Origin of the sequence: Acidianus sp. HS-5, from assembly GCF_021655615.1 — an archaeon.
In the GTDB taxonomy this organism is placed as follows: Archaea; Thermoproteota; Thermoprotei_A; order Sulfolobales; family Sulfolobaceae; genus Acidianus.
This window is the reverse complement of sequence record NZ_AP025245.1, coordinates 1,703,273-1,726,958: the sequence shown is the minus strand read 5'-3', so window position 1 is coordinate 1,726,958 and position 23,686 is coordinate 1,703,273. Positions and strand designations below refer to the sequence as shown.

Annotated in this window: 29 protein-coding genes and 1 other RNA gene; 21 read left to right on the top strand and 9 right to left on the bottom strand. The window is 35.3% G+C overall.

Annotation, left to right across the window (positions count from 1 at the left end):
* The first annotated feature begins 3 nt into the window (after positions 1 to 3).
* From HS5_RS09175 to HS5_RS09165, 3 genes are read left to right on the top strand one after another with little or no spacing between them, the layout of a single operon-like run.
* Positions 4 to 378, top strand: coding sequence for a hypothetical protein (locus tag HS5_RS09175; protein WP_236751108.1), 375 nt, complete (start codon positions 4 to 6; stop codon positions 376 to 378).
* On the top strand, positions 359 to 1,279 hold the full coding sequence (locus HS5_RS09170) for a hotdog domain-containing protein (protein WP_236751107.1): 921 nt from the start codon (positions 359 to 361) through the stop codon (positions 1,277 to 1,279). The genes HS5_RS09175 and HS5_RS09170 overlap by 20 nt, the downstream gene beginning before the upstream one ends.
* Before the next feature lie 22 nt (positions 1,280 to 1,301).
* Positions 1,302 to 2,525: an SLC13 family permease gene (locus HS5_RS09165; RefSeq protein WP_236753522.1), complete on the top strand. Its 1,224-nt coding sequence runs from the start codon at positions 1,302 to 1,304 to the stop codon at positions 2,523 to 2,525.
* Here HS5_RS09165 and HS5_RS09160 read toward each other — a convergent pair.
* Entirely contained in the window at positions 2,499 to 3,635 is a 1,137-nt protein-coding gene (locus tag HS5_RS09160; protein WP_236751106.1) for an acyl-CoA dehydrogenase, read from the bottom strand. The two genes, HS5_RS09165 and HS5_RS09160, sit on opposite strands and share 27 nt — an antisense overlap.
* Positions 3,636 to 3,859: 224 nt before the next feature.
* Between HS5_RS09160 and HS5_RS09155 the strand changes: the two genes are divergently transcribed.
* Genes HS5_RS09155 through HS5_RS09145 form a run of 3 tightly spaced genes read left to right on the top strand, consistent with a single transcriptional unit; the run spans position 3,860 to position 6,254 of the window.
* Positions 3,860 to 4,531 (top strand): A24 family peptidase C-terminal domain-containing protein, encoded by a 672-nt coding sequence (locus HS5_RS09155; RefSeq protein WP_236753521.1) that lies wholly within the window; start codon positions 3,860 to 3,862, stop codon positions 4,529 to 4,531.
* Between the two features lie 35 nt (positions 4,532 to 4,566).
* Complete coding sequence (locus HS5_RS09150; RefSeq protein ID WP_236751105.1) at positions 4,567 to 5,424, top strand: cobalamin biosynthesis protein CbiG; 858 nt, start codon at positions 4,567 to 4,569, stop codon at positions 5,422 to 5,424.
* A 29-nt stretch (positions 5,425 to 5,453) separates the two neighbouring features.
* The gene (locus tag HS5_RS09145) at positions 5,454 to 6,254 is read left to right on the top strand and encodes an ABC transporter substrate-binding protein (RefSeq protein WP_236751104.1); all 801 of its coding nucleotides are present in this window, start codon (positions 5,454 to 5,456) and stop codon (positions 6,252 to 6,254) included.
* On the opposite strand, the gene HS5_RS09140 is transcribed toward HS5_RS09145, so the two are convergent.
* Positions 6,234 to 6,746: a hypothetical protein gene (locus HS5_RS09140; protein WP_236751103.1), complete on the bottom strand. Its 513-nt coding sequence runs from the start codon at positions 6,744 to 6,746 to the stop codon at positions 6,234 to 6,236. The two genes, HS5_RS09145 and HS5_RS09140, sit on opposite strands and share 21 nt — an antisense overlap.
* A 55-nt stretch (positions 6,747 to 6,801) precedes the next feature.
* Between HS5_RS09140 and cimA the strand changes: the two genes are divergently transcribed.
* From cimA to ffs, 3 genes are all read left to right on the top strand, one after another.
* A complete protein-coding gene (cimA, locus tag HS5_RS09135) occupies positions 6,802 to 8,361 on the top strand; it encodes a citramalate synthase (RefSeq protein WP_236753520.1) in 1,560 nt (519 codons plus the stop codon).
* 4 nt (positions 8,362 to 8,365) lie between these two features.
* Positions 8,366 to 9,277 carry a 4-hydroxybenzoate octaprenyltransferase gene (locus HS5_RS09130; RefSeq protein WP_256445543.1) on the top strand — a complete coding sequence of 304 codons (912 nt, stop codon included), beginning with the start codon at positions 8,366 to 8,368 and terminating at the stop codon, positions 9,275 to 9,277.
* 22 nt (positions 9,278 to 9,299) lie between these two features.
* An RNA gene (gene ffs, locus HS5_RS09125) (signal recognition particle sRNA) lies at positions 9,300 to 9,607 on the top strand.
* 455 nt (positions 9,608 to 10,062) lie between these two features.
* On the opposite strand, the gene HS5_RS09120 is transcribed toward ffs, so the two are convergent.
* On the bottom strand, positions 10,063 to 10,365 hold the full coding sequence (locus HS5_RS09120) for a nucleotidyltransferase domain-containing protein (protein ID WP_236751102.1): 303 nt from the start codon (positions 10,363 to 10,365) through the stop codon (positions 10,063 to 10,065).
* Positions 10,366 to 10,398: 33 nt separating this feature from the next.
* Between HS5_RS09120 and HS5_RS09115 the strand changes: the two genes are divergently transcribed.
* Together HS5_RS09115 and HS5_RS09110 are read left to right on the top strand one after the other, a co-directional pair.
* Positions 10,399 to 10,773: a HEPN domain-containing protein gene (locus HS5_RS09115; protein WP_236751101.1), complete on the top strand. Its 375-nt coding sequence runs from the start codon at positions 10,399 to 10,401 to the stop codon at positions 10,771 to 10,773.
* A gap of 23 nt (positions 10,774 to 10,796) precedes the next feature.
* The gene (locus HS5_RS09110) at positions 10,797 to 11,201 is read left to right on the top strand and encodes a thioesterase family protein (RefSeq protein ID WP_236751100.1); all 405 of its coding nucleotides are present in this window, start codon (positions 10,797 to 10,799) and stop codon (positions 11,199 to 11,201) included.
* Here HS5_RS09110 and HS5_RS09105 read toward each other — a convergent pair.
* Together HS5_RS09105 and HS5_RS09100 are read right to left on the bottom strand one after the other, a co-directional pair.
* A complete protein-coding gene (locus tag HS5_RS09105; protein WP_236751099.1) occupies positions 11,191 to 11,475 on the bottom strand; it encodes a hypothetical protein in 285 nt (94 codons plus the stop codon). The genes HS5_RS09110 and HS5_RS09105 overlap by 11 nt on opposite strands.
* 33 nt (positions 11,476 to 11,508) lie before the next feature.
* The gene (locus HS5_RS09100) at positions 11,509 to 11,739 is read right to left on the bottom strand and encodes an RNA repair domain-containing protein (protein WP_256445542.1); all 231 of its coding nucleotides are present in this window, start codon (positions 11,737 to 11,739) and stop codon (positions 11,509 to 11,511) included.
* A gap of 194 nt (positions 11,740 to 11,933) precedes the next feature.
* On the opposite strand from HS5_RS09100, the gene HS5_RS09095 reads away from it, so the two are divergent.
* Positions 11,934 to 12,440, top strand: coding sequence for a PaREP1 family protein (locus HS5_RS09095; protein ID WP_236751098.1), 507 nt, complete (start codon positions 11,934 to 11,936; stop codon positions 12,438 to 12,440).
* 90 nt (positions 12,441 to 12,530) lie between these two features.
* Here HS5_RS09095 and HS5_RS09090 read toward each other — a convergent pair whose 3' ends face one another.
* Both HS5_RS09090 and HS5_RS09085 read right to left on the bottom strand, forming a co-directional pair.
* A complete protein-coding gene (locus HS5_RS09090) occupies positions 12,531 to 12,686 on the bottom strand; it encodes a hypothetical protein (protein ID WP_236751097.1) in 156 nt (51 codons plus the stop codon).
* Between the two features lie 70 nt (positions 12,687 to 12,756).
* Positions 12,757 to 13,257: a DUF1286 domain-containing protein gene (locus HS5_RS09085; protein ID WP_236751096.1), complete on the bottom strand. Its 501-nt coding sequence runs from the start codon at positions 13,255 to 13,257 to the stop codon at positions 12,757 to 12,759.
* Between the two features lie 75 nt (positions 13,258 to 13,332).
* Between HS5_RS09085 and HS5_RS09080 the strand changes: the two genes are divergently transcribed.
* The 4 genes from HS5_RS09080 (at position 13,333) to HS5_RS09065 (ending at position 16,745) form a co-directional block, all read left to right on the top strand.
* Positions 13,333 to 13,773 carry an EVE domain-containing protein gene (locus HS5_RS09080; protein WP_236751095.1) on the top strand — a complete coding sequence of 147 codons (441 nt, stop codon included), beginning with the start codon at positions 13,333 to 13,335 and terminating at the stop codon, positions 13,771 to 13,773.
* 133 nt (positions 13,774 to 13,906) lie between these two features.
* Positions 13,907 to 15,307 (top strand): MFS transporter, encoded by a 1,401-nt coding sequence (locus tag HS5_RS09075; RefSeq protein WP_236751094.1) that lies wholly within the window; start codon positions 13,907 to 13,909, stop codon positions 15,305 to 15,307.
* Positions 15,308 to 15,348: 41 nt separating this feature from the next.
* The gene (locus tag HS5_RS09070; protein ID WP_236751093.1) at positions 15,349 to 16,032 is read left to right on the top strand and encodes a TIGR00266 family protein; all 684 of its coding nucleotides are present in this window, start codon (positions 15,349 to 15,351) and stop codon (positions 16,030 to 16,032) included.
* Between the two features lie 59 nt (positions 16,033 to 16,091).
* Complete coding sequence (locus tag HS5_RS09065; RefSeq protein WP_236751092.1) at positions 16,092 to 16,745, top strand: HAD family hydrolase; 654 nt, start codon at positions 16,092 to 16,094, stop codon at positions 16,743 to 16,745.
* On the opposite strand, the gene HS5_RS09060 is transcribed toward HS5_RS09065, so the two are convergent.
* Positions 16,737 to 17,825, bottom strand: coding sequence for an amidohydrolase family protein (locus tag HS5_RS09060; protein ID WP_346729542.1), 1,089 nt, complete (start codon positions 17,823 to 17,825; stop codon positions 16,737 to 16,739). The genes HS5_RS09065 and HS5_RS09060 overlap by 9 nt on opposite strands.
* On the bottom strand, positions 17,803 to 19,092 hold the full coding sequence (locus HS5_RS09055; protein WP_236751091.1) for a glutamine synthetase family protein: 1,290 nt from the start codon (positions 19,090 to 19,092) through the stop codon (positions 17,803 to 17,805). Before HS5_RS09055 ends, HS5_RS09060 begins: the two co-directional genes overlap by 23 nt.
* 244 nt (positions 19,093 to 19,336) lie before the next feature.
* Here HS5_RS09055 and HS5_RS14550 point away from each other — a divergent pair, with 244 nt between their 5' ends.
* From HS5_RS14550 to HS5_RS09035, 5 genes are all read left to right on the top strand, one after another.
* Entirely contained in the window at positions 19,337 to 19,465 is a 129-nt protein-coding gene (locus HS5_RS14550) for a hypothetical protein (protein WP_256445541.1), read from the top strand.
* Between the two features lie 75 nt (positions 19,466 to 19,540).
* Entirely contained in the window at positions 19,541 to 19,690 is a 150-nt protein-coding gene (locus HS5_RS09050) for a hypothetical protein (RefSeq protein WP_236751090.1), read from the top strand.
* A gap of 256 nt (positions 19,691 to 19,946) precedes the next feature.
* Positions 19,947 to 21,143 carry an amidohydrolase gene (locus tag HS5_RS09045; protein WP_236751089.1) on the top strand — a complete coding sequence of 399 codons (1,197 nt, stop codon included), beginning with the start codon at positions 19,947 to 19,949 and terminating at the stop codon, positions 21,141 to 21,143.
* A gap of 21 nt (positions 21,144 to 21,164) precedes the next feature.
* Positions 21,165 to 22,172 (top strand): PTO1314 family radical SAM protein, encoded by a 1,008-nt coding sequence (locus tag HS5_RS09040; RefSeq protein ID WP_236751088.1) that lies wholly within the window; start codon positions 21,165 to 21,167, stop codon positions 22,170 to 22,172.
* Positions 22,173 to 22,283: 111 nt separating this feature from the next.
* On the top strand, positions 22,284 to 23,660 hold the full coding sequence (locus HS5_RS09035; RefSeq protein WP_236751087.1) for an MFS transporter: 1,377 nt from the start codon (positions 22,284 to 22,286) through the stop codon (positions 23,658 to 23,660).
* The last annotated feature ends 26 nt before the right edge of the window (positions 23,661 to 23,686 follow it).

Here is a 23,686-nt window from a genome sequence, read left to right as displayed (position 1 = left end):
AAAATGATTAAAGAAGAGCTTCTCTCATACATAAAAGAAGGTAGGAAAGAAGATTTCCTTAAGAGGATATCATCAATCATGCCTCCTTCAGACGATGTCAGTATATCTTTAGGTAAGTTGGGACTTTACGAGTATATTGTGGATAGAAAAGGCTTCTGCTTAATTCAAACAGCGGAAGATGAGTATTTACCTTATCTTTCATCTAATGAAAAAAGGATCGAGTTCCATCAAATACCCAAATCTTTAGTAGACAAGATGGATTACACGAAAGTGCTAGAGCAATTGAAAGCTATACTGGAGCAGTTTGGGAGAAGAGATAAAAAGTACCTTTCTTTATCAAAAGAAATAGGTGATTTAATTGAAACTCTCAGAAACTAAGATAAGAACGCAGAATATTGTTCATTATGAGCAAACAAATTTTATGGGAAGACTTCACGGAGGAGATATGCTAAAATTCCTTGTAGATGCAGGAATGCTCTCTGCAATAAAAGTTGCTAAATCCACAAGCGTTATTGCCTCACTAGATAATGTCGTATTTAAAAAAGGAGCAAACCTAGGAGATATAATCGAGGTAGAAGCCTATGTTGCATATGTAGGAAACACTTCAATGGAAGTTGAAATGTCTGCGCGTAAAGGAGATGAGAAAATAGTTACTGCTACTGGAGTTTATGTTAAGATAGATGATAATTTTAAGCCTCAAAGAGTAGGGGAAATAATTGATTATGAAAACGAGGAGGAGAAAGAAATAATCGAAACAGCAATGAAAAGAAAGAAGGAAAGATTAAGAAAGACTAGAAATAACCAAGACCAGACAAAGGGATTAAAGTTCAGGTTGACTAATACAGTGTATATTTCTCCTGATTTAACTTACGATGGAAAAATAATTTCTGCAGGAAAGCTTCTTAAAATGATGGATGATCTAGGAGGATCCTTAGCTTTAAAGTTCATAGGCTATAAGGGCTATGATAAATACTCGGACACTGTAGTCACTGTTGCAGTATCTAACATGAGTTTTTGCTCTCCAATAAAGTTAGGGGATATAATAGAGATTAACGCTGGATTATCGTATGTAGGCAGGACTTCTCTCGAAGTCTTAATTAACGTTCTTAAGAATGGCAATGAGAAAGTTACCGAAGCATATTTCTCCTACGTAAGAGTTGACAACGAAGGTAAACCGAAGGAGATGCCTAAGTATTATCCAGAGACTGAGGTAGAGAAGAAACTTTGGCAAGATGCTATAAAAAGGAGGAATTTACAAGTTAAAGAGAAAAATCTTTAATTGAAGCTGGAATTTTCTCATGATGAATTATTTATCCTTGGTAGTAATGCTTGTTACGTATTCTTTAATAGCCACTCGAGGAATTACTAAGATACCTCCTTGGGCTTCAATGTTTTTTGGGGGAGTATTAATGATCCTCTTTGGAGTATTAACTCCAGAAAAGGCTCTATCTGCAGTTAATCTAGATGTTATTCTCTTCTTAATAACAATTTTCACCTTCGCCTCAGCTTTAGAAGTTTCAGGCTTCCTTAAATACTTAGCTTACGCAATAATTTCAAAATTTAAAGAGCCAGATAAAGTACTCTTTAGCGTTTTAGTTACTTCCGGATTGCTCTCAAATTTAGTTACTAACGATGGACTGTCCGCAAGCTGGACTCCAGTAATTTTGGAAATAAAAAAAGAAATGAAAGTTGATGAAAAACCTTTCCTTTACGCTCTAGCTTTTGGAGTTACAATAGGTAGCGTAATGTTTCCTACGGGTAATCCTCAAAACCTGTTGATAGCCCTAGATTCGGGAATAAAGGATCCTTTCCTAAAGTTTATAGAATACTTGACAATACCTACTTTACTTAACCTGGTCTTAACTTATCCTGTTTTGAAGATAATATTCAGAAAATACTTGCCTAACTTGAGAATTAATCCAGACAAAATAGAGATAGAGAACAAGAGGTTAGCTTATTCGTCCTTTGTACTTTTACTTATAACTGTAGTATCTTTTTTCACGCTTAGTTATTTAGGTATAGATATACTCTTGGGCTCTTTAACGACTTCCTCAATTTTACTTTTAATATCTTCTGAGAGAAGAGATATTATAAGAAGAGTAGATTGGAGTACTATAATTTTCTTCATAGGTCTATTTATATTTACAGAAGGGATATTTTGCGGCGGAGTGATCTCTGCAATGGCAAAATTCTTACCACCACCTACTTCGGTTCTTCTAATATTCATTTCTTCAATTCTTCTGAGCCAAATTTTATCAAACGTTCCGCTCGTCGCAATTTATATTCCCATAATGTTTGAATATCATTCTACATCAATTGCAGACTGGTTAGCTTTAGCAGCAGGAAGTACAATAGCCGGAAACCTTACGCTAATAGGAGCAGCAAGTAATATAATAATTTCGGAGGCATCAGAAAATAGGGGAGGAAAAGGATTCGGATTTTTTGAATTTATAATATATTCCCTACCGGTCTTACTGCTGAATTCTATTATTCTTTATTTATTTCTTGTGTTGGAAGCTCCTTGATACTGCAAGTAACTGCATTTCATTGGTACCTTCAGCGATCTCCATTATTTTAGCATCTCTATAGAGTCTCTCAACTTTTGAACCTCTATTTAATCCGTGGCCTCCGAATATGTGTAACGCTGTTCTAGTTGTTTCAGCTGCGGTAACTGCAGCAAAATACTTTGCCATAGACGCTTCAGTTAATGCCTCAACTCCTTCATCTAAGAGAGAAGCTGCTCTCCAAGTTAAGAGTCTTGCAGCTTCAACCTTTATGTAAGCATCAGCTAAATTGAAGCCTATCCATTCCTGCTCTATTAATGCCTTTCCGAACTGCTTTCTAGATGCAGCTCTATTAATAGCTTCTTCTACTGCACCTCTTGCAATTCCTACTGCAATTCCAGCGTAACCGTTCCTACTTATCATTAACGCTTTTATTGCTCCTTTAAACGCATCTCCCTCTTTGCCTATTATAGAGTCCTTTGGAATCCTTACATTGTTGAATTTAACGTATGATACTCCTGCCCCTCTAATACCCATCAAATCCAGTTTATGAATTTCTATTCCTGGCAGTTTGGAGTCTATCAGAAGAAGGGATATCCCAGTCTTATCTCCGGGGTTACCGCTAGTTCTTGCTAGAACGACCATTTTACTAGAGAACGACGCTGCACTCGTGAAGATTTTCTCCCCATTGAGTACTAGCTCATCTCCGTCAGGTTTCGCATTAGTCTGTAATGCTCCTAAATCTGATCCTGCTGCAGGTTCAGTTAAGGCTACTGCGTAAATTTCCTTAGCTTTTATACCTTTTTCTATCCAATCTTTTGCGGAATCTCCTCCAACTGAGACAAGTAACTGAAGTGCGTTAAGTTGAGTATGAAGGCTGTGAGAAGCTCCTCCGCTTTCCGTCCCTAACTCTTCTGTTGCTATGGCAAAAGCTATTTCTCCTAAACCTAAACCTCCGTAATTTGTTGGTATTTTCATTCCTAGTAAGTCCATTTCTCCGAAGTCCTTGACTATCTTATCTCCTCCGTCGTTTGTTTCATCCATGGTCTTAGCGTAATCCTTTACAACTTTTTGTGTATAATCTCTTACTTTATTTCTATATTCTTCCAATTCTTTTGAAAGTTCAAACATAAATCTCGTTATATAAAGAGTATAAGCAATATTAAATCTTATCTTATGAAAGGAATAATTCCTAGTTACAGTTTTTATTATGGAAAAAGAGGATAGATTTAAAACTATGAGAATTAAGAGATTAGTAAGGGGTATCTAGCCCTGGACAGCCCCGTAGAGGGTAAGGATGAAGAGGGTCTCCTGCCGTGTTGATATATTTTCTTCAAATAATTCTAACGTCCATAATGCTTACTCATGTTTCCATTTTAGATTTAAAATATAGGGAGGTAGATTTTAAGATCTGGCTTATTTACCTTCCTTTAGTAGTATTTCTTGTTTTTTATGTACATTTCATCAACTTATTCCTTTATTCCTATTCTTTAGGAGTTTCAATTTTGGTATTTTACGCATTTTATAGGTTATCTCTAGTAGGAGGAGCAGATCTTATAGCAATTTTTATTATTGGTTTATCAAATCCTGTAGTCCGTCCATTCTTTTTTCCAACCCTTTCAGAATTGGGGATAGAACCGCTAACTGTAATTCTTTACTCTTCACTTTCAATCTTTCTAGTTAGCTTATACAACTTAGCTAAGTATTTCAAATATACTAAAGGAATGCCCTTAAGTAAGAGAATAGTTTTTGCCTTAAGTGCTAAAAGAATGAAAGTTAAAGACTTCCTTAATTCTAGCTTTCTCTTTCCTTTGACGCAGATTGATGATAGCGGTAATGTAACTCTTAGGAACACATTCTCTATTGAAGAAGATGATAAAGAATGGAGGCAAAAATTCAGGAAACTAGTTGAGGAAAGGAAAATTGCTGAGGATTCATACATTTGGGTAGCTTGGGGAGTTCCAGTTCTTCCTTTTATTCTCGTAGGCTATCTGTTAAGTCTCGTAATAGGTTTTCCATTTACATGAGAACTAATAAACCTCAAAAATAATTTCTACATGACTTGTATGTATCTAAAATAAAAATTATAGCCGAAAGCTCAAGCGAGCTTGCTAAAAAAGTTAAGAAAAGTTTGGACGAACTAGGGTATTCTATAGTTGACAGAGATGAGGAAGTCGACGTCTATTTTTATCCTATAGAGGACGTAATTTATAGGGTTAAAAGATTCTCCGCTAAGACTCCTATAGTAATAGCAATAACTGAAGATGGAAATTACGTTATTCCATTATTTAAGGAGAAGTGTGGCGGTTCATTTATAGCTGGAATAATAGCGGATCTTTTAGGCTCTCAGCTAATTTTGACTTCTAGAACTTTCCAGCAAGGAGTTTATAGCATTCAAGAATTCGCATGGGTTAATGGCTTAGAAATAATGAATAAGGAAAAAATTGATGATTTTGAGAAAAAATTATTAAATTCTGGAAAATTGAAAGTTTACTCAAAAATTAATATTCGTACAATTGAAGGGTACGAGCGAACAGGAAAGGAGAATGAAGCCGATATTATAGTTAGTGAAGAAGAAAGCCCCAATATTGAAGATGAGAAAATAGTTATGAAACCTTTATCGATAGTTATTGCTATATCTTACTCCAATAATACTCCTAAAGAGGCTATTTATTATTCGATAATTTCTACATTAAAATCCATAAATATTCTGAGAAATACAGTAAATTTTATAATTACATCAGAATTGAAAAATGGAGATAAGAAAATCCAAGAAATAGCAAAGTCATTCAATTCTACAATTATTTACGTTAAGGAAAAACAGCCTTGTGAACCTTCTTTAGATTTTGTTAACGCAAGGGTAATATTGAAGAAGACTAAGAGAGCTTACGGGGTATTAACTTGTTTAGGAGTAAAATGAATTAAAAGAGAATAAAGAGAAAAGAAAATATGAAAATTTATAATCAAGTCCTTGATGAGTACGTGGAAATTAAGAGACCTTTAGAAAGAATAGTGAGTTTAGATCCTGCAACTACAGAAACTCTATTTTTCTTAGGTATTGGAGATAAAATTATAGCTACTGACGCGTTCAGTTATAGACCTGAAGAAGCAAGAAGATTGCCTAAAATAGGAAGTTATACTCACGTTAAACTGGATTTCTTAGAAGAGAAGAAGCCAGATTTAATTTTCTCTACAACTGGAGCACAAAAGGAATTAACGAAGAAGTTGATAAACATGGGGTTCACGGTTTATCCAACACAAGTTGCAACGAGCATAAGTAAAATTATAGATAACGTAATAATTATTGCTGATGTTGTGAACAGAAAAATGGAAGGTAGAAAATTAGCAAACGAGCTGAGAAGCAAAATTATTGAGAATTATTATCTGGGTAATACTAAGGTTTACGTAGAATTTGACTTAGGAGGGGCAATAACTATGGGTTTTGCAAGTCATGTAAGCGATGCAATTTCTATCGTTGGAGGAAGAAACATTTTTGACGATAAAGAGGAGGCTTATTTTACTCCAGATGATAAGGAAATAATTGAAAGGCATCCAGACGTGATTATTTATGAACCAAAGAGGCTTACGGAGTATGAGAAAGAAAGATTTGTTAAAAAACTTGAAGAAAGAGGATTACAGGAATTTAAAGACAAGGTTATATTCACTAAAGGTGACTATCTAGCTCACATGGGTCCGAGCTTTATTCTAGACACGATACCTTGGTTAAGGTCACTTCTTGCGTCTAGATAATAACTCATAAATAAAGGCTATGGCAGCTATAGCAATTCCTCCCACAGTTACGATTTCCATTATTGTAGTCATTATTCCAAGTCCATTATAGAAACTTGTTATGAAGTCAGCGTTAAAAATACCATATGTATAAGTGATATTTTGCGAAGTGCTATCATCATTTATAATTTCCATGTAATAAGTTCCAGGAGATAGGATTACGCTGACCATACTTTGTTTATCGCAGACTACATGCATTACATTACTACCATTAAGTATCGATATATTACCGTTGCCAGATTTTATGAAAGCAATTATCGAATTATTTTCTTTGGTAATGTTAAATGTTAAAACTATCTTACCTGCACCTCCAGGAATAGTAACACTTGAGTAGTGTTTAACATACTGGTGGTTAACTATAGAATAATTTGGAAAATATAATGGTAAGAGCACTATGCCAGCTAATCCTATTAGAAAAATTATAACTCCTATAATGATTACCTTAAAATTCATAACGAGTTATTCTATAATCAAGTTTTTATAACTATTCTAAACATTAGACATATGGCTGATCAAGAAATTAGTTGAGGTACTAGATACAACACTAAGAGATGGAGCACAAACTACTTCTGTATCATTCACACTAAATGATAAAATAAGAATAGCGTTAGCATTAGATGATTTAGGAATACATTACATTGAAGGAGGATGGCCTGGGTCAAACCCTAAGGATGAGGAATTCTTTAAGGAAATAACTAAATATTCACTAAAGGCTAAAGTAGCAGCTTTTGGTAGCACTAAGAAAAAAGGAGTAAAAACTGAGGAAGATAAGAATCTAAATGCAATTTTAGATTCTGGAGTAAAAACGGCAGTACTTTTCGGTAAATCTTGGACGCTTCACGTTACTCAAGTTCTAAAGGTAAGTAAAGAAGAAAACCTTGAACTCGTATACGACAGCATAAAATACTTGAGAGATCACGGGTTAGAAGTTATTTTTGATGCAGAACATTTCTATCAAGGATATAAGGAGGATAAGGATTATGCATTAAAAGTAGTAAAAACTGCAGAAGAAGCAGGAGCTTCAGTAATAGCATTAGCGGATACTAATGGAGGTACATTACCTCATGAAATATACGAAATTACTTCAGAAGTAGTAAAACAAGTAACGGCAAAAGTTGGGCTTCATATGCATAATGATTCCGGTTGTGCAGTAGCAAACACATTAATGGGCGTTCTAGCGGGGGCAAGGCACGTTCAAGGTACAATAAACGGTTTAGGAGAAAGAACAGGAAATGCTGACCTTATTCAAGTAATTCCAAATTTACAGCTTAAAATGGGCTTTAATGTCATTCCAAATCTGACTAAGCTAAAAATCATATCAAGTCTTGTTTACGAACTTGCAGGCTTACATCCTAATCCTTATCAACCGTTTGTCGGAGATAACGCTTTCTCACATAAGGCAGGGGTTCATGCTGACGCAGTAATGAAAGTACCGAGAGCTTACGAGCATATAGATCCTTCACTAGTTGGAAACCAAAGGAGGATAGTAATATCTGAACTTGCAGGCTCATCCAATTTGCTAAACTATTTGGATAAAATTGGAATAAGAATTGATAAGAAAGATGAAAGATTAAAGAGTGCCTTACAGAAAATCAAGGAAATGGAAAATAAAGGTTATAGCTTTGATTTAGCTCCTGCATCAGCAGTCCTTCAAATCCTTAAGGAACTAGGGATTTATACGAGGTTTATAGACCTACAATACTGGAAGGTTATAAACGAGAGCGACAACCTATCCTTAGCAGTAGTCAAAGTTAATTCTCAGTTACAAGCTTCTGAAGGAGTAGGTCCGGTTCATGCTTTAGACGTCGCTGTGAGGAATGCTTTACAGAAAATTTATCCAGAGATTTCAAAAGTGAAGTTAATAGATTATAGAGTAGTCTTACCTGGAGAAGTAAAGAATACTGAAAGTCTAGTGAGGGTAACTATAGAATTTACTGACGGTAAGGAAAACTGGAGGACTGAAGGAGTTTCAACTAGCGTAATAGAAGCTTCTGTTTTAGCCTTAGTAGACGGTCTTGATTACTATCTTCAAGTTAGCAAGAAGTTAAAAACCGAAATCCTTAACTAATACTGTGAACAACTGGGATCCAGGTGCCACTTCGGCTAATAAAGGAAAGTTTCACACTTTAATGAGATTTCTCAGAATAGAGCAAACTCTCTTTAGTTTACCAATGGCTTACTTAGGTGCTTTCGTCGCAATAAGAGGAATACCTCCAATTCAAACTCTTTTTCTCATATTCTCTGCGCTATTCTTCTTAAGGATCGCAGGGATGACTAATGATAATTTAGCAGATAGGGAGATTGACGCTAAAAATCCTAGAACTAAAACAAGACCTTTAGTTACTGGAGCAATAAAAGTGTGGGAAGCTAAAGCTCTAATAACAATGGGGTTAGCAGGCTTTTTCATTTCAGCATATTTTGTGAACTTTTGGGCTTTCGTTCTATCTCCTGTAGTCGCATTAATAGTAATGAGCTATCCTTACATGAAAAGATATACTGCCTTTGCCAATTATCACTTAGCTTCAATACAAGGTTTAGCCGTATTTAGCGGTGCAATAGCGAGTGCAGGCCTTTATTATCATTCATTGTACTGCGTACTGAAAGCAATTCCTTGGCCTTTCGTTATAGCCACAATCTTTTGGGCTTTAGGCTTTGATTTATATAATCACATTCCAGATGCAGAATTCGATAAACAAATGGGCCTGCACAGTTTTGCGGTGCTTTTGGGAAATTTTGCATTAAAATTTGCCGGATTAAATCAACTGACTTCGGTACTTCTTGATTTCCTTGCAGATTTCATGTATAACCTAGGTCCCATAGCTTATGGATCTACAATTGCTCATGGATTAATAATGGCTTATGCTTATTATTTAGCAAATAAAGGTAACTTCGGTTCCGCGTTCTATTATAATATTTACTCGTCGATAGTGCTAGGTCTAGGAATAGATATAGACGTCCTTTTAGGGATACCTAAGTTTTTTTAGACTTCTAAATATAGATATTTTTGGGTCGGGTAGGGTGGGGAGTTCCGCCACCTCCTATTCCCGCATGGCGTAAAGCGGGCACCAGTAACTCCTATTCCACAACACGTGGCAGTCTATGGGCCGGGTTGAACAATGAAGGCCGCCCAGTAGGGCTGGCGGCTATGGTCTCCTCCTCTGGAGGGAGGAGGGGAACCATACTTGCCGGGAGAATCTGCTAGATCCGGAAGGGGGCAGCAGTACCCGGACGTCAGCGCTTACCGGTCACCGGTCGGAGGTAGGCCCGGGGTAAACCCTAGACTGTCGGCGGTCGTGGAATAGGAGATCCGGCCCATAAAGAATTGGAAGTACTGAGGATCTTGATGTTTTTGCTAGATACTGATATACTGATATATGATAATCAAGAATAACATGGATTGAATTATGAGTAGCAGTTTTTATGGAATCTCTGCTTAAATATTTTCATTTTACAGTGTAATAAAACAAATTTTATCCATTTTACAATGAAGAGATCTTAGACTTTACAGCGAGTTATTTAATTTCTTTCTATTGTTATCGTTTTTAAGGTTACGTAACTTTGCAAGGATTTTACGATAAATGCTATATGGTGTTAAAAATATGAAAAGTTTAGTTGTCCAAATCAATAGTGCAGGGATTCTCCACTGCTCATTAAGCTGGAGTCGTCACTGAATACTCATAGATAAGGTAAGATCCAAATGTTAATCTCTTATGTTGACATTAGATTATTTAATCTTCGTATGCCAAGAATTGGGAGAGAGTGACTATAGTTATCTAAAAAGTCCAAGTCCGTCATATATTACGATTTTATCCTCTAGCATCTTCTCTATAATTCTATCTTTCAATTCGTCCTTGGATAACACTATTATATCTGCTGAAAATCCTCTCTTTAGTCTATAAATCTCGTAAGCCTCTTCTATTTTATCTTCAACTCTTTCTAGGAAGACCATGAAATCGTAATCGCTGGAAGGCCAATAATCTCCTCTAGCCCTACTACCGAATAACACGATAGTAACTTTACCTGCATATTTTTCTTTTACCTTCTCTACAAAATCTTTCACTATTTTCTCCACAAGATATTAAAGCTCTCAAAGAAAAAAGGCGTTGTGGTTGAAAAGTTTTGGTTAAGTAAGAGTGATGAGTTTTATTCTATTGCTAAAGAAATGGTTGACAGAGGATACTATTGGTTTTCATGTTTTGCCTCTCAACAAAGTATAGAATTTCTTTTGAAAGGAATAGAAATAAAATACACGGGATCTCACACTTTCACACACGACTTAAGCGAACTTTTGCAAAAAGTAGAGAAAATCCTAGGAGTTAATGCTACGGAGGAAGTTTATCAGGCTTGCGATTTTTTAACTCCGCATTATACAATCTCTAGGTATTCCATGGTGACTAGTTACGATAAAAGGAAAGCTTTAGAGTGCATAAAGATGAGTGAAATTGTAAGGAATTGGGTAAATTCGCGAATAAAGCCTTAATAGCAGTTTTTAGAAAATTTCATATGGCTCAAACAGAATTCGTATTTGAGGAAACCGTAAGAATTTACGATACTGATATACAAGGAATTGCGCATTACGCTTCTTATTATAGATTTTTTACTAATGCTATAGAAAAGTACATGAAAGATAAGGTAGGAATAAATTACCCTATAGTTAATGATAGTCTGTGGTTTGTAATAGTTGAGTCTCACGCTGTTTATAAAAGACCTATAAGGCTTGGTGATAGAATATCTGTAGTCTTATCTCCTAAGGCTTTATCAAAAAAGATAGTAAGGTTTGATATGGCTATTTTTAGAGACGGAGAGAAAACAACTGAAGGTTATATAACTCAAGCATCAATAAATCCTAAAACTTGGAAAGCAATAGAACTTCCAGTGGAATTACTTAATAAGATAACTACAATTTGAGAAATTTTACATATTGCTCATATTTTCTATAGAAATTCCCATAATAAAGGGAAATTTCACCTACTTTCTTATTATTTTTCTTTAAATCGTAAGTTAACTTGTTTAGCCCTCTATCGTAAGATAAAGTAGGTCCTTCAACCTTATACCCTTCTGTAGAGGCTTTGTTAATAATTTCATCTAGTGATGAAAAGAATTCCTCTTTTGTACAATCTATTTCTTTTTCCTGTTGTAGAAGCTCAGAAATCGAGGAATTACTCAGTATTTCCTTTAACATAAGAATAAATATCCTACTATATATTTAAAAGGATCATCTTCTCCATATAGTTTTACCGTTTCTCCTTATTTCAAGGACTCTATGAATCGGTATTACAGTTTCTCCATCAGTCAAATAAATGTAATAATTATCAACTCTTTCAATTCCAGTAAAAGGAATTTCTGCATTAACTAAAAACCTATCAGAGATTACTAGAGTGAACTCAGAAATCTTATCTCTATATTTCCATAAAACCATATTTATTGCATCCTTAATTCTGGTCAACAAATTCGGATTGTAGAAAGTGTTAATAAAGATTATTAGTAAATACAATAGAAGAGCCTTCCAATTATACAGATGCTTATAAATATAATATGTATAAACTATCTATGATTTAGTTATTATCAATAGATTAATGTATAATTAAACTGTCAGATTTATCTATAAATTATTAAAAGGTTATTTCGTAATAATTCGTAATGTACGAAATCCTAGATTATAAGGCAGATCCAAAATCTTACATTTATGTAAAAGTCATGGAAGGGCTTATGGAGAGTAAACTAGCCTTGGAAATGCTAAGAAAAGGAATGATTACAAATGCTTCATCAAAAGCTTTCATCGCTGTTAAAGCAATAATTAGCGCCCTAATAGTAAAAAATTTTGATAAAATTATAAAATTTAAATCTGAAAAGGAGAAGGAATGGTATGAGAGAGTAGGATATTCTGCCCCTACTACGGGTCTAATTGGCATTTCTTACGATTTAGCAAAGCTAGGTTACGACGTTCAATTAATAATTAAAACTGCATTACTTCTTCACTCGTTTTCCTATAATGGCTTTGATCCTAATTTTGTAAATTATAAAGATAAGGATGAAGTGGAGAAGGATATAATTACAGTGATAGAATTTATAAAAAATAATATTAAAAAATATTTTGAAGATATTTGGAACGAAAATCTGGAAAGCTTATTGAAGGAGATTAGCTAACATTTTCCTTATATCTCTATGTAGAGTTAAACTTTATATTTAAGCCTAGTTAACCTAAGGATTACAAGAGTGAACGCTAAACATCTTTTCCTACTTTTCTCTGGAGTATTTAATGTGGTCTTCTTTTTGCAATTCTAATTTATTGATTATTAACATTAAATATTCTAAATTAGAAAATTCTCTCATAATAAATCTGGCTAAATCTCTATCTTCCTTAACTTCTTTATCATGAACTTTATTTCCCACTTCTTACAAACCACAATAAAGGGAATAGAAAGTATATTTAAAAATCCTTTTCTTTCCGCTTAATATCTCATTAGAAATAATAGTGATAGTAACTATGAAGTTCCAATGCTATAAATAGCATCAGAGCTCCTAAAATAATCGCAATCCCATTTATTATAGGGTTATCGTAAGAGAAGTGTGCTAAAGCTATCCTCTTCCATCTCCCATTTACCTTGCGGTATATTCCTCTCTCAGTAAAAATATCAAGGAGCATATGTGAAGGGCCTACCATAACACCGTCAATGACTGTAACTATAGGTAGGAGGTAACTGGGGAAAAGTAAATAGATAATGATAGAAATAGGCACAGGAGGTAATAATCCCCAAGCTATGCTCCTCGTTAATGTGTGAGTCCTAGGAGTCCTGCTTATATATCTCCCTCTGATTTCATGCCCCAAAGAATCAATGAGGTTATTTACAATCACCGAGAGAACTCCTGAAATTACAACAATTTCCAGAAAATTATTCAAGAAAAGTGAATCAATGAGGGAAAGTAGACCTAAAGAAAATACGTAATGTGTTCTGAGCTTCATCACAATAATTATTTTTATTAATATTTGAACTTTGCCAAGCAACATTTATAAGTAATTAAAACTATATAGCATACCGTGACCTACTGGCTAATACCAATTCAAGAGGATATGTGGGATACCATTCGCTCTGAAGGAGTTTACGGTTATAAGCAAGACTTAAGCCAATACATAGCTAAGGGAGATTACCTAATAATCTACGTAAGTAAATACTATGCTAAAGTCTATGGAGGGAAAATTGTAGGCGTAGTGAAAGTATTAACTGAATGGTACCATGACGAGACCCCAGTTTTTCCAGAAGAAAAAGTTAGGAATAGAGCACTTTTTCCATACAGAGTAAGAGTAGAACCAGAAGTAACAGGAGTCTGCGAGTTCAAATCAATCTTAGATAAGATAGTTTTTATTGAAGATAAAGCCCAGCTAGCAAAATATCTGAGGAATGCCCCTGCAAACTTAAAGAGACCCATACCTGAGCAGGACGCAAAACTAATAGAAGAATGCCTTAACGGACATATTTAAAATTATATTTTTTTATTTTATTAACTTTCTATTCATTCTCTAACATATACAGTCTATATAGTACTATATAGCAATTCGTTAATATATAGGTAACATATTTAACCTACTACTCTATATAGTAGCTTGAAACGTAATGAGTAAATCGCCGTTCAGTAGCATTGATGGCTTAAAATTAACTTTCAATCATATAAAAATTTGGTACACATCAGGAATGGGATTTTTTACAGACGCTTATGATTTATTTATCATAGGCGCAATAATAGACATCTTTGAAGCATACGCTCTTCCCGGCTTTCGACTAAATACGTTTTATGAAGGAATCCTAGCTTCGTCGTCTATAGTAACAGCAATATTAGGACAATTAATATTTGGAATCCTAGGGGATAAGTTAGGCAGAAAGAAAATTTACGGAGTAGAAGCAAGTTTACTGTCAGCAGGCGCGTTTTTGAGTGCGTTCTCTCCTAATTTGATATGGCTATTAATATTCAGGATGATTATGGGCTTTGGAATCGGCGGAGATTATCCTATCTCAGCAACAATAATGAGTGAATACGCTAACGTTAAGGATAGAGGAAAATTAATAGCTTTAGTCTTTGCAAATCAAGGGATAGGAACATTAGCTGCAGTAGCTGTAGGAGCAATTTCAGCATTTACTTTACCTCCTGATATAGCCTGGAGAGTTATGGCGGGTGTAGGAGCAATTCCTGCTGCAACAGTAATATACTTAAGGAGGAAAGTTCCTGAAACTCCTAGATATGCGGCATTAGTAAAAGGAGATTTAAAAGAAGCAGAAAGGGGAGCATCTTTTCTAGGTGCAAAGCTGAGTATAACCAGATCAGAAGTTAAGAAACTGAACTTCTCAGGATTTCTAGGTAAATACTGGAAGTTGTTAATAGGAACTGCAGGCACTTGGTTCATGCTAGACGTTGCATATTATGGGACAGGAGTTTACTCAGGCCCAATAGTTTCTTCAATTTTAGGTAAACCTTCAAGTATAGGCCAGGAGATAGTATTTGCAGGGATTCCTTTCATAGTTGGTTTCTTTGGTTACTTTACTGCAGTGGGTTTAATGGATAAATTAGGTAGGAAAGTAATTCAGACACAGGGCTTTGTTATGATGGCAGTACTTTACGCTATAGTTAGTGCGGTTACAGTAGTTACTGCGACTAAGATTTCTGGTTTCCTAATTCCTGCAGGAGAAACATTGGCAATTTATGCGTTAACTTTCTTCTTCATAGACTTTGGTCCTAATACTACTACATTCGTAGTTCCTGCAGAGGTTTATCCTACATCTTATAGAACTACTGGTCACGGGATCTCAGCTGCCGCGGGTAAAATAGGAGCAGCGATTTCAACATACTTATTCCCTAGTTTGATGCAATCTATAGGACTGAAGAACTTACTGTTAATGTTAGCGATAATTAGTGTAGTAGGTGCTTTGCTAACTATTGCATTTGTGAAGGAACCTAAAATGAAGAGTTTAGAAGAATTAACTGGTGAGCTAGAAGCAGAAAAGGAAGAGGTAAAGCAATAAGGATAATTATTTTTATATTCTATTTAATTATAGGTGAAAAATTGCAGTATCAAATTCTTGGAGACGATATTCAATACGTTAAAGTTTTCTTAAACCCTGGAGAGAAAATATATGCCGAAGCTGGACATTTAATGTCAAAGAGTTCTACAGTAGCAATTCAAGCTAAAATGAGGGGAGGGATTCTTTCGGCAATAAAGAGGGAATTAACGGGAGCAACGTTTTTTGTAACTGAGCTTGTAGGTCCAGGAGAGGTAGATATAGCGGGAGTTTTTCCTGGAAAAATAGTTCCTATAGAACTTAACGGTAGAGGTTTGCTGGCAGAATCTCACTCCTTCTTGTTTGCAGAAGATACAGTAAATTACGACGCAAAGCTTGCTCCACTTGCTCCAGCAATCTTAGGAGGAGAAGGATTATTTCTTGCAACATTTAACGGTGTAGGTAAAATTTTCCTTCACGCTTACGGCGGTCTTTACGAGGTTTCGCTAATGCCTGGGCAAAGCATAGATATAGAGGCTTCCCATCTCTTAGCTTTGGAGGAAGGAGTACAGTTTACGGTAAGTAGAGTAGGCGGTTTTAAAACGATGCTTTTTGGCGGAGAAGGTCTCTACTTCGTTAAAGTTACAGGTCCGGGTAAAGTTTGGGTTCATTCAATTACTGCACAACAGATGGCCTCAGCCTTAGCTCCATTCCTTCCTGGAGGTCAGAAGGGAGGTTTACCTTTCTAAATAGTTCTATATAGCTAATAGTAAGTTATATTTATTTTTGTGTTTTGTTATATAGTCACATGCCTTATGCAGTATCAGTAGACCTAGGCGAAACTTTAGTAGGCTTTAGACCAAGGTCTTACGAGTACATGCTAGGAATACTTAAGGATTATGGATATAAGATTGATGAAAAGACATTTTTTAGATCTTTGGTGAGAGTTATGAGCAAGAATAATTTTGCTAACGATGAAGGGTTAAATCCGGTTAACTTACATGACCTCTTTTACGAACTTGGGATTCATCCTTGTAAGAAAATTATGGAAGAGATAGCGTCTAGAGATAAATACCAGGATTATTTCCTTTATGAAGATGCAGCCGATTTCCTAAAGGAAATAAAAAAGAAGTACAAGGTAGTTATAGTGTCTAACTCAACTAAAAGAATACATAAGGTAGTAAAGGAGTTTAAACTTGATAGATACGTTGACAAGGTCATTGCTTCATGCGATATAGGTATAGTTAAGCCCAATCCTAAGATTTTCTCTTATGCGAAAAAATATGTTGGAGAAATTGTCTTGCATGTGGGAGATATTTATGAACTTGACGTTATAGGGGCAAGGAGAGCGTACATTGATGCAGTATTATTAGATAGATTTAACTTTTATCCGGAGATAAAGATGAAAGCTAAGACCCTTTATGACGTATTAAGGTATATGGAAATTAAAGGGTTATTGTAAGCCATAGAGCTTAAACGCGTTTTCTTCTGAAATCATTTTAATTACTTCCTCTTCATTATCTATAATTTCCTCATTCTTCATTTTTCTTGCAATTGATATGACATATTTTCTAAACATCTTTGCAGAAATCCAGGCTATTTCTGGTAATTCGAAAGCGTCAGAACCATACATGACCTTGTTTATTGGTGCAATCTGAAGCACTTCTCTTAAAACGTCTTTCCCAGCAGTTGTGGCAAATGGAAAAACTTGAGAAACGTCTAGGTACACTGATGGAAATAAATAACTCATCCATGCGCTTTCTCTATGGTAAGGAAATCCTGCATGAACTAACACTATTTTTCCTTCATATTTTCTAACTAGCTCAGTAAGGTAAGAAGGCCTTGATAACTCTAGCTTAATATCCCTATCTCCTGCTCCAGTATGAACTTGAAAAGGTACGTTAAGCTCTTTAGCGATCTCCATTGTTTTACAGAATAAATAATCCCTAAACCCCTTAGCTTTCCTTCCGAACCATTCTATTTCTTCATCTAAGAAATCGTTCCTAGCTAGGTCTTTATTGCATATAATCTTTAATCCCGTCCGGTAGGCAATTATAGATTTAAATCCTGCATAGTTTTCTTTCCTAATTTTATTCCTCAATGTTTCTTCAAAAAATTCTACTGCCTTATTGAAAGGCAAGGAAAAGAGGTTATCATTTATTATGCTTTCTATTCTAAAAAGTAGTCTGTACTTAACAGGGATTTCCTGCTCTTTTTTGCCGAATCCTTCATCAATAATGAATGCCTTTATTCCTGCATCTTCTATGAGGAATTTAACGTATTCTACTGGATCATCCTTTATCTTCTTATTTCTCTCTTCAATAAAATTCTCACCAAGCAATTTCTTCATATAATTCCTTAACATCAGATAAAAGGGTCTCCAGGAATTCATTTCAATTATTCTACTAGATAAGGAAGGAGATAGCTCTTCTTCCCTCCACGATTCTGAAGAAGCTATCATGAACTCTTTTTCACTCATAACCTTAGCTGAGAACCAGTGAGAATGGGAATCTACTATTTCAAAGTTTTCTGTAGACTTCATATTCCCAATCCGTTACATAGCTTTCATATTCCTCGACTTCTGCAGTTTTTACCTTTATAAACTCGTCGAGCATTTTGCTTCCAATTCTCTCCTTGAACGTTGAATCCTTATTTAGCTCATGTAAAGCTTCCCTAAGATTTCTTGGTAAGTCTTCTATGTCCTTCCTGAAGTAGGCATTCTCGTTTACTGGTGAAGAAGGCTTTAAACCCCTTTCTATTCCGTCCATTCCTGCTTGAATTACTGCAGTTAAAAGTAAGTAAGGATTAACAGAAGGATCTGGAACTCTGTACTCTATTCTCCTATCGACAGACGTCATTCCGGGGTAAGGTGTAGGTATCCTGAGCATTGAGGATTTATTATTATATCCATAGGCAATTTTTGTAGGAGCCCAAGATCCAGGGACAAGTCTTTTATAGGAGTTTACTGTAGGTGCCGCAATTGCAGTTAAAGCCTTAGCATGCTCCAAGACTCCGGCTATAAAATTGTAAGCTATTTCGCTTAAGCCTAACTTGTCTTTTTCGTTGTAAAACACGTTAGTGTTATCTTTCCAAATACTCAAATTTAGATGAAGTCCAGAACCCGCGAGCTTATTGAAAGGTTTAGGCATAAAGTTTGCCTCAATTCCGTGTCTCGTAGCTATCTGTCTGGCGATTTCTTTGAAAATCACAACTTCGTCTGAACTCCTTAAGGAGTCCTTGTGGAGTATATCAAACTCGTACTGTCCTGGGCCATATTCTTTTATTACCCTTAGTATGTCTATTCCATTATCATCTAGAAGTTTCGCAATTTCTGAAATTATTGGATTATTATAGAAAGCTGAAGGATCAAAACACTTTGCGTCATCGTAAGGCTTTTTATCCTTTACTAGATAGAATTCTATTTCAAAAGATGATTTAAATTCATATCCATATTCTTCCTTGATTTTATCCAGAGCAGATTTCAAGGAATTTCTTGCATCGTATTCCCAAGGTTTACTATTAGAGAACAAGTTGCAGATAACCGTGGCTGAAGGTGGAAATATTGAAAGCGTGGAAAGATCTGGGACTAAAAATACGTCTTCGTCTTCCGGTCCAAAAGAACCATAAGGTGACAATGTATCCATTGGCGTAAAACTGAACATTGCTTTAGTTAACCCTATTCCTGACTTAATCATTTCATCAACGTGATCCACGTAAGCTCCTTTTGCCCTAATGTATCCGTCTAGTCCTATCCAAGTAAATCTTAGTATATCTATTCCTTTCTCCTTTAATTCCTGTCCTACTGGCATAAAAATAATTTATTTCTAGCAGATAATATGCTTTAAATATCCATAAAAGTTGTTATAGGACGATTCACGGATCCATTGCGATTTCAATTTGTTTCTCTAAAAATAGATATTATAGAGACATACCCAAATAATAGCATGACAAATGTAACTATTACTATTAAAATTAACGAGAGTGTAGCTAAAATTATTGAAAAGATAATTAAACTTGGAATTGCTAAGTGAAAAACGAGGCTGTTAATTGAGTATGGAAGAGCAGGGATTAAGAATTAGAGAAGAGGAGGAGATAATGGTGTTAGTAAATAAATGGTTAAAGGAGGGTTATCCCTACAAGAAGTTGGACACTTCAGATTTAAGGGAGGAGAGGTATGAGTGAAATTTATTATGTAGATACTTGCATAATTCTATCCATTGTAGATGAGGATTCCAATTTTGAAAGGCTAAGAAAATTATGAATATGAAAAATTTAGTTACAAGTGAAATAACCGTTATAGAACTTACCTCCTTTTATTCAAGAAAGCTTAAAGATGAAATCAAGGCTAAAGCTTCTGCAATTTACTCATTAAAGTTTTGTAAAGTAAGCGTAGAAGAAGATGATTGAATTATAAAAATTGTAAAGAATCTTTCTTTAAAATTACGGTTGAAAAGTCTCGACGTGTTGCAGATGTTTTCTGCCAAACTTATACGTTCTACTGTTTTTCTAACTTTTAACAGGGATATAATTAATAAATAAGGAGATTATAAGAACGGTCACAAGTATTGACGTTTAATGATTTATCATGATTAACAAAAATTAACGTTAGCTATTTCAGTTTATTTAGAATGAATTTATTATTATCATGCTTAATCTTTTCTGCATGAATATATCAGAGATTGCAGAGAAACTTCTGAAAGATAGTGCAAGTATTGAAAGCGAAATAATAAGCATTAGAAGAATATTGCATGAAAATCCGGAACTTCCCTTTCAGGAGATTAATACTTCAAAACTAATTGAGGAAAAATTAAGGTCTTTAGGAATAGAGACTAAAAGACTGCCATCGTCTACTACAGTTTTAGGTGTAATAGACAGTGGAAAACCTGGAAAGACTATCGCTCTGAGAGTTCAGATGAGTGCTTTACCAATAACTGAAAAGACTAATTTACAATACTCGTCGAAGAACCATGGCGTAATGCATGCCTGCGGCCATGACGCAAACGTTGCAATGCTTTTGGGTGCTGCACAACTCCTAGTTAAAAATCGGGACTTATTAGTAGGTAAGGTTAAGCTAATCTTTCAAGCAGGAGAAGAAGAAGATTTAGGAGCGAAGGAAGTAATCTCTAACCATGAGCTAGATGATGTTGACTACATATTTGGCTTGCATATATCACCTTTTGTTCCTTCAGGATTTTTTGCAACTAGAAAGGGGGCCTTAATGCCTTCCTCTTCTAATTTTAAAATAGCAATCAGAGGTACAGGAGGTCACGTATCTTCTCCTCATTCCACATTAGATCCTATTTTTATTTCTGCTCAAATAATTAATCTTTTACATGGATTAACCTCAAGAATTGTTAATCCATTGGAAGGATTTACTCTTTCAGTTACTTCTATACACTCAGGTACAAAGAGCAATATTATTCCTGATGAGGCAGTGATGGAAGGTACTATAAGGGGTTTTGATGTTTTTACGATAGATAACGTTAGATCTAAAATAAAAAATGTTGTTGACTCTCTTTGCAAGAATTTTAATGCTAACTGCGAAGTCTTATTTAGCGACATCTGCCCTCCGCTTGTCAATTACCCTGAGATTACTTCAAAGGTTACTGAGATACTTGGTAATTTAAGGAAGCCGATAGTAGAAACAGAGCCTATTATGCTAGCAGATGATTTTTCACGATATCTTCAAGTTAAGCCTGGCTGTTACCTCTTTATAGGCACTAAAAACAAGGAAAAGGATTGTGTGTATCCCACTCATAGTCCATTGTTTAAATTAGATGAAGATATATTGAAGTATGGATCTGCATCTTTAGCGTTATTGGCAATTTCTTTCTCTAAAGAGGAGAATATGTTTAAATGACTGCATGATAAATGATATATTATGGCAAAAATCAAACCTTTTATTTCTACTGGTTTTTTAAGGTTATTTAATAGGAAGAATTTACCTATAATTGCAGGGCATAAGTTACTTTATTCTTGTAATCTAAGGTGTAAGATGTGTCCTTTTTGGCGAAGGAAAGACGAAAAACTACTTACGCTGGAAGAAGAGAAAATGATGCTAAAGAAGCTTTCAGAATTAGGAGTTATTTTCATGGGATTTGAAGGAGGCGAGCCTCTCTTAAGAAAAGATTTGCCTGAGATACTAAAGGAATCTCATGAGAGGTTTCACACTTCAATCGTAACTAATGGCCTTCTGTTAAAGGCTAGATTCAACGAAATAAAAAGATACGTAGATTACGTTTTTGTCTCTCTTGATGGAATAGGAGAAACCCACGATCAAATAAGGGGAGTTAAAGGTTCTTTTAATAAAACTTTAGAAGGAATAAAAATTGCCAAAGATGAAGTACCTTTAACGATTTCTACTACCTTATCAAGCGAAAATCTTGACGAGGCTGAGAAAATTGTTGAGCTTGCAGAGGAACTTGAGGTCTTAGTTAATTTTCAGGTAGCTTATGATTATTCTACTGCAGATAAAATGAGCCCAGAAAGAGATAGGCTAATGAAGGTTCTAGAAAAACTTCTTCAGTTGAAGAAGAAAGGTAAACCTATAATGAATACTAAGGAATATTTTGAGGCAATACTAAATTCCTGGTATAAAGGAATTCCTTGGATATGCAAACCTTGGTTGACTATAAATATAGATCCTCAAGGAAGGGTAGTTTTACCTTGCTATGTGCTCAATGAGTATGCCGGGAGTAAAAAGATATGGGAGATGAACGTCAAATCCCTATGGGAGAGTTACGATTGGGAGAAATACAAGAGCTGTAACAAATGCGCCCTATCTTGCTATTTGGAACCATCATTGTTTTCCTGGGGCAACGCCTCAATAGTTAAGGAGAGAATAATAGATGGAATGATATCAGTTATTGAGTCATCTTTAGGAATCTAGAGTAGGAGTTACCTCTATCATCTATATAGATTATATAATTAATAAAAATGAATATAGTACTATTGATTTTATGTCGAGAATATTTAAAAAATGATACTATTACATAGGCATATGAAGTTAAGTGATGTATTCAAACCTTTGGATCAAAAGAACTTCAGTATGTTTCACATAAAAAGTCTATTAACAACAGGAATGGGAGTATTTACTGACGGCTACGATTTATCCTCCATAGGGATCGTAATAGCTGCAGTTTTAACAAGTTTCGGTCTACACTCTAAAACCCCTGCATACAATTTTTGGGAAGGATGGGTTTCATCATCAGCGCTAATAGGTGCAGCTATCGGAGCAATAATTTTCGGAATTTTATCAAATAGAGGTAGAAAGACGTTTTACGGTGTTGATGTTGCTTTACTAAGCGTTGGAGCAGTAATGCAGGCTTTCGTTTCAACTCCCCTGGAACTAGTTTTAACAAGGTTCCTTCTAGGTCTAGGAGTAGGTGCAGATTACGTACTTTCACCTATGATAATGGCCGAACACGCAAATGCTAAGGATAGAGGTAAGATTATAGCTTTAGGCTTTGGATTAATGTGGGGTTTTGGTGCAACAGTTGCTGCAGGAATTTATCTAGCATTAACCAGCTTAGGATACTCGTTGTGTACTGTTTGGAGGGTAGTGCTAGCAGCTGGAGCAATACCTGCTGCTTCAGTCATTTACCTAAGGAGACAGATTCCTGAGACATCAAGGTATTTAGCAAGAATAAAAGGAGATATGAAAGCTTTTGAGAATGTAGTTAAGCAAGTTGCAGGAAAAAATGTTAAAGTAAATGAAAACTTGAAGGACACTAACTCCTTTGCAGAATACTTCAAGAAACAAGGTAAGATCTTTTTAGCGGCCGCGTCATTATGGTTCTTGTTTGACCTATCAGCTTATACTGGAATATTATTTGGGCCAACTACTATAGCAAATAGCGTAGGAATCACTAACCCTGCATTATTTTCGTTCATTACGGAATTCGGTTTCACAGTACCAGGAGGACTTTTAGCATTATCTACAATTGATAGACTAGGAAGAAGGCCAATGCAGATATTAGGTTTCATAGGTATGGCAGGATCTTTAATGTCCTTCTCTTTCTTTAGACCTTTGCTACCAGCATTTTTGGCATTAATAGTTTATGGAATGTATGATTTCTTCATGCAAGCAGGCCCAGGATCAATTAGTGCAGCAGGAATGTTAGGAGTTGAGTTAGCTCCAACGAAAGTCAGAGGTACAGTCCAGTCTATCACTGTAGCGTCAGGAAGAACTGGCGCAACACTTGCAGGGTTAGTAGTTCCTACAATTATATTGCCTTCAGTAGGAGTTGACGGATTAACTCTGATACTTAGCTTGCTAACTTTCTTAGCTGCTGGAATAACGTACTTCTTCATACCTGAGACTAAGGACAAACCATTAGAAGAATCTTCAATGGAAGAACAGTACGTCAAGGTATAAATTTTTTATTTACTTTCTCTTTTTCC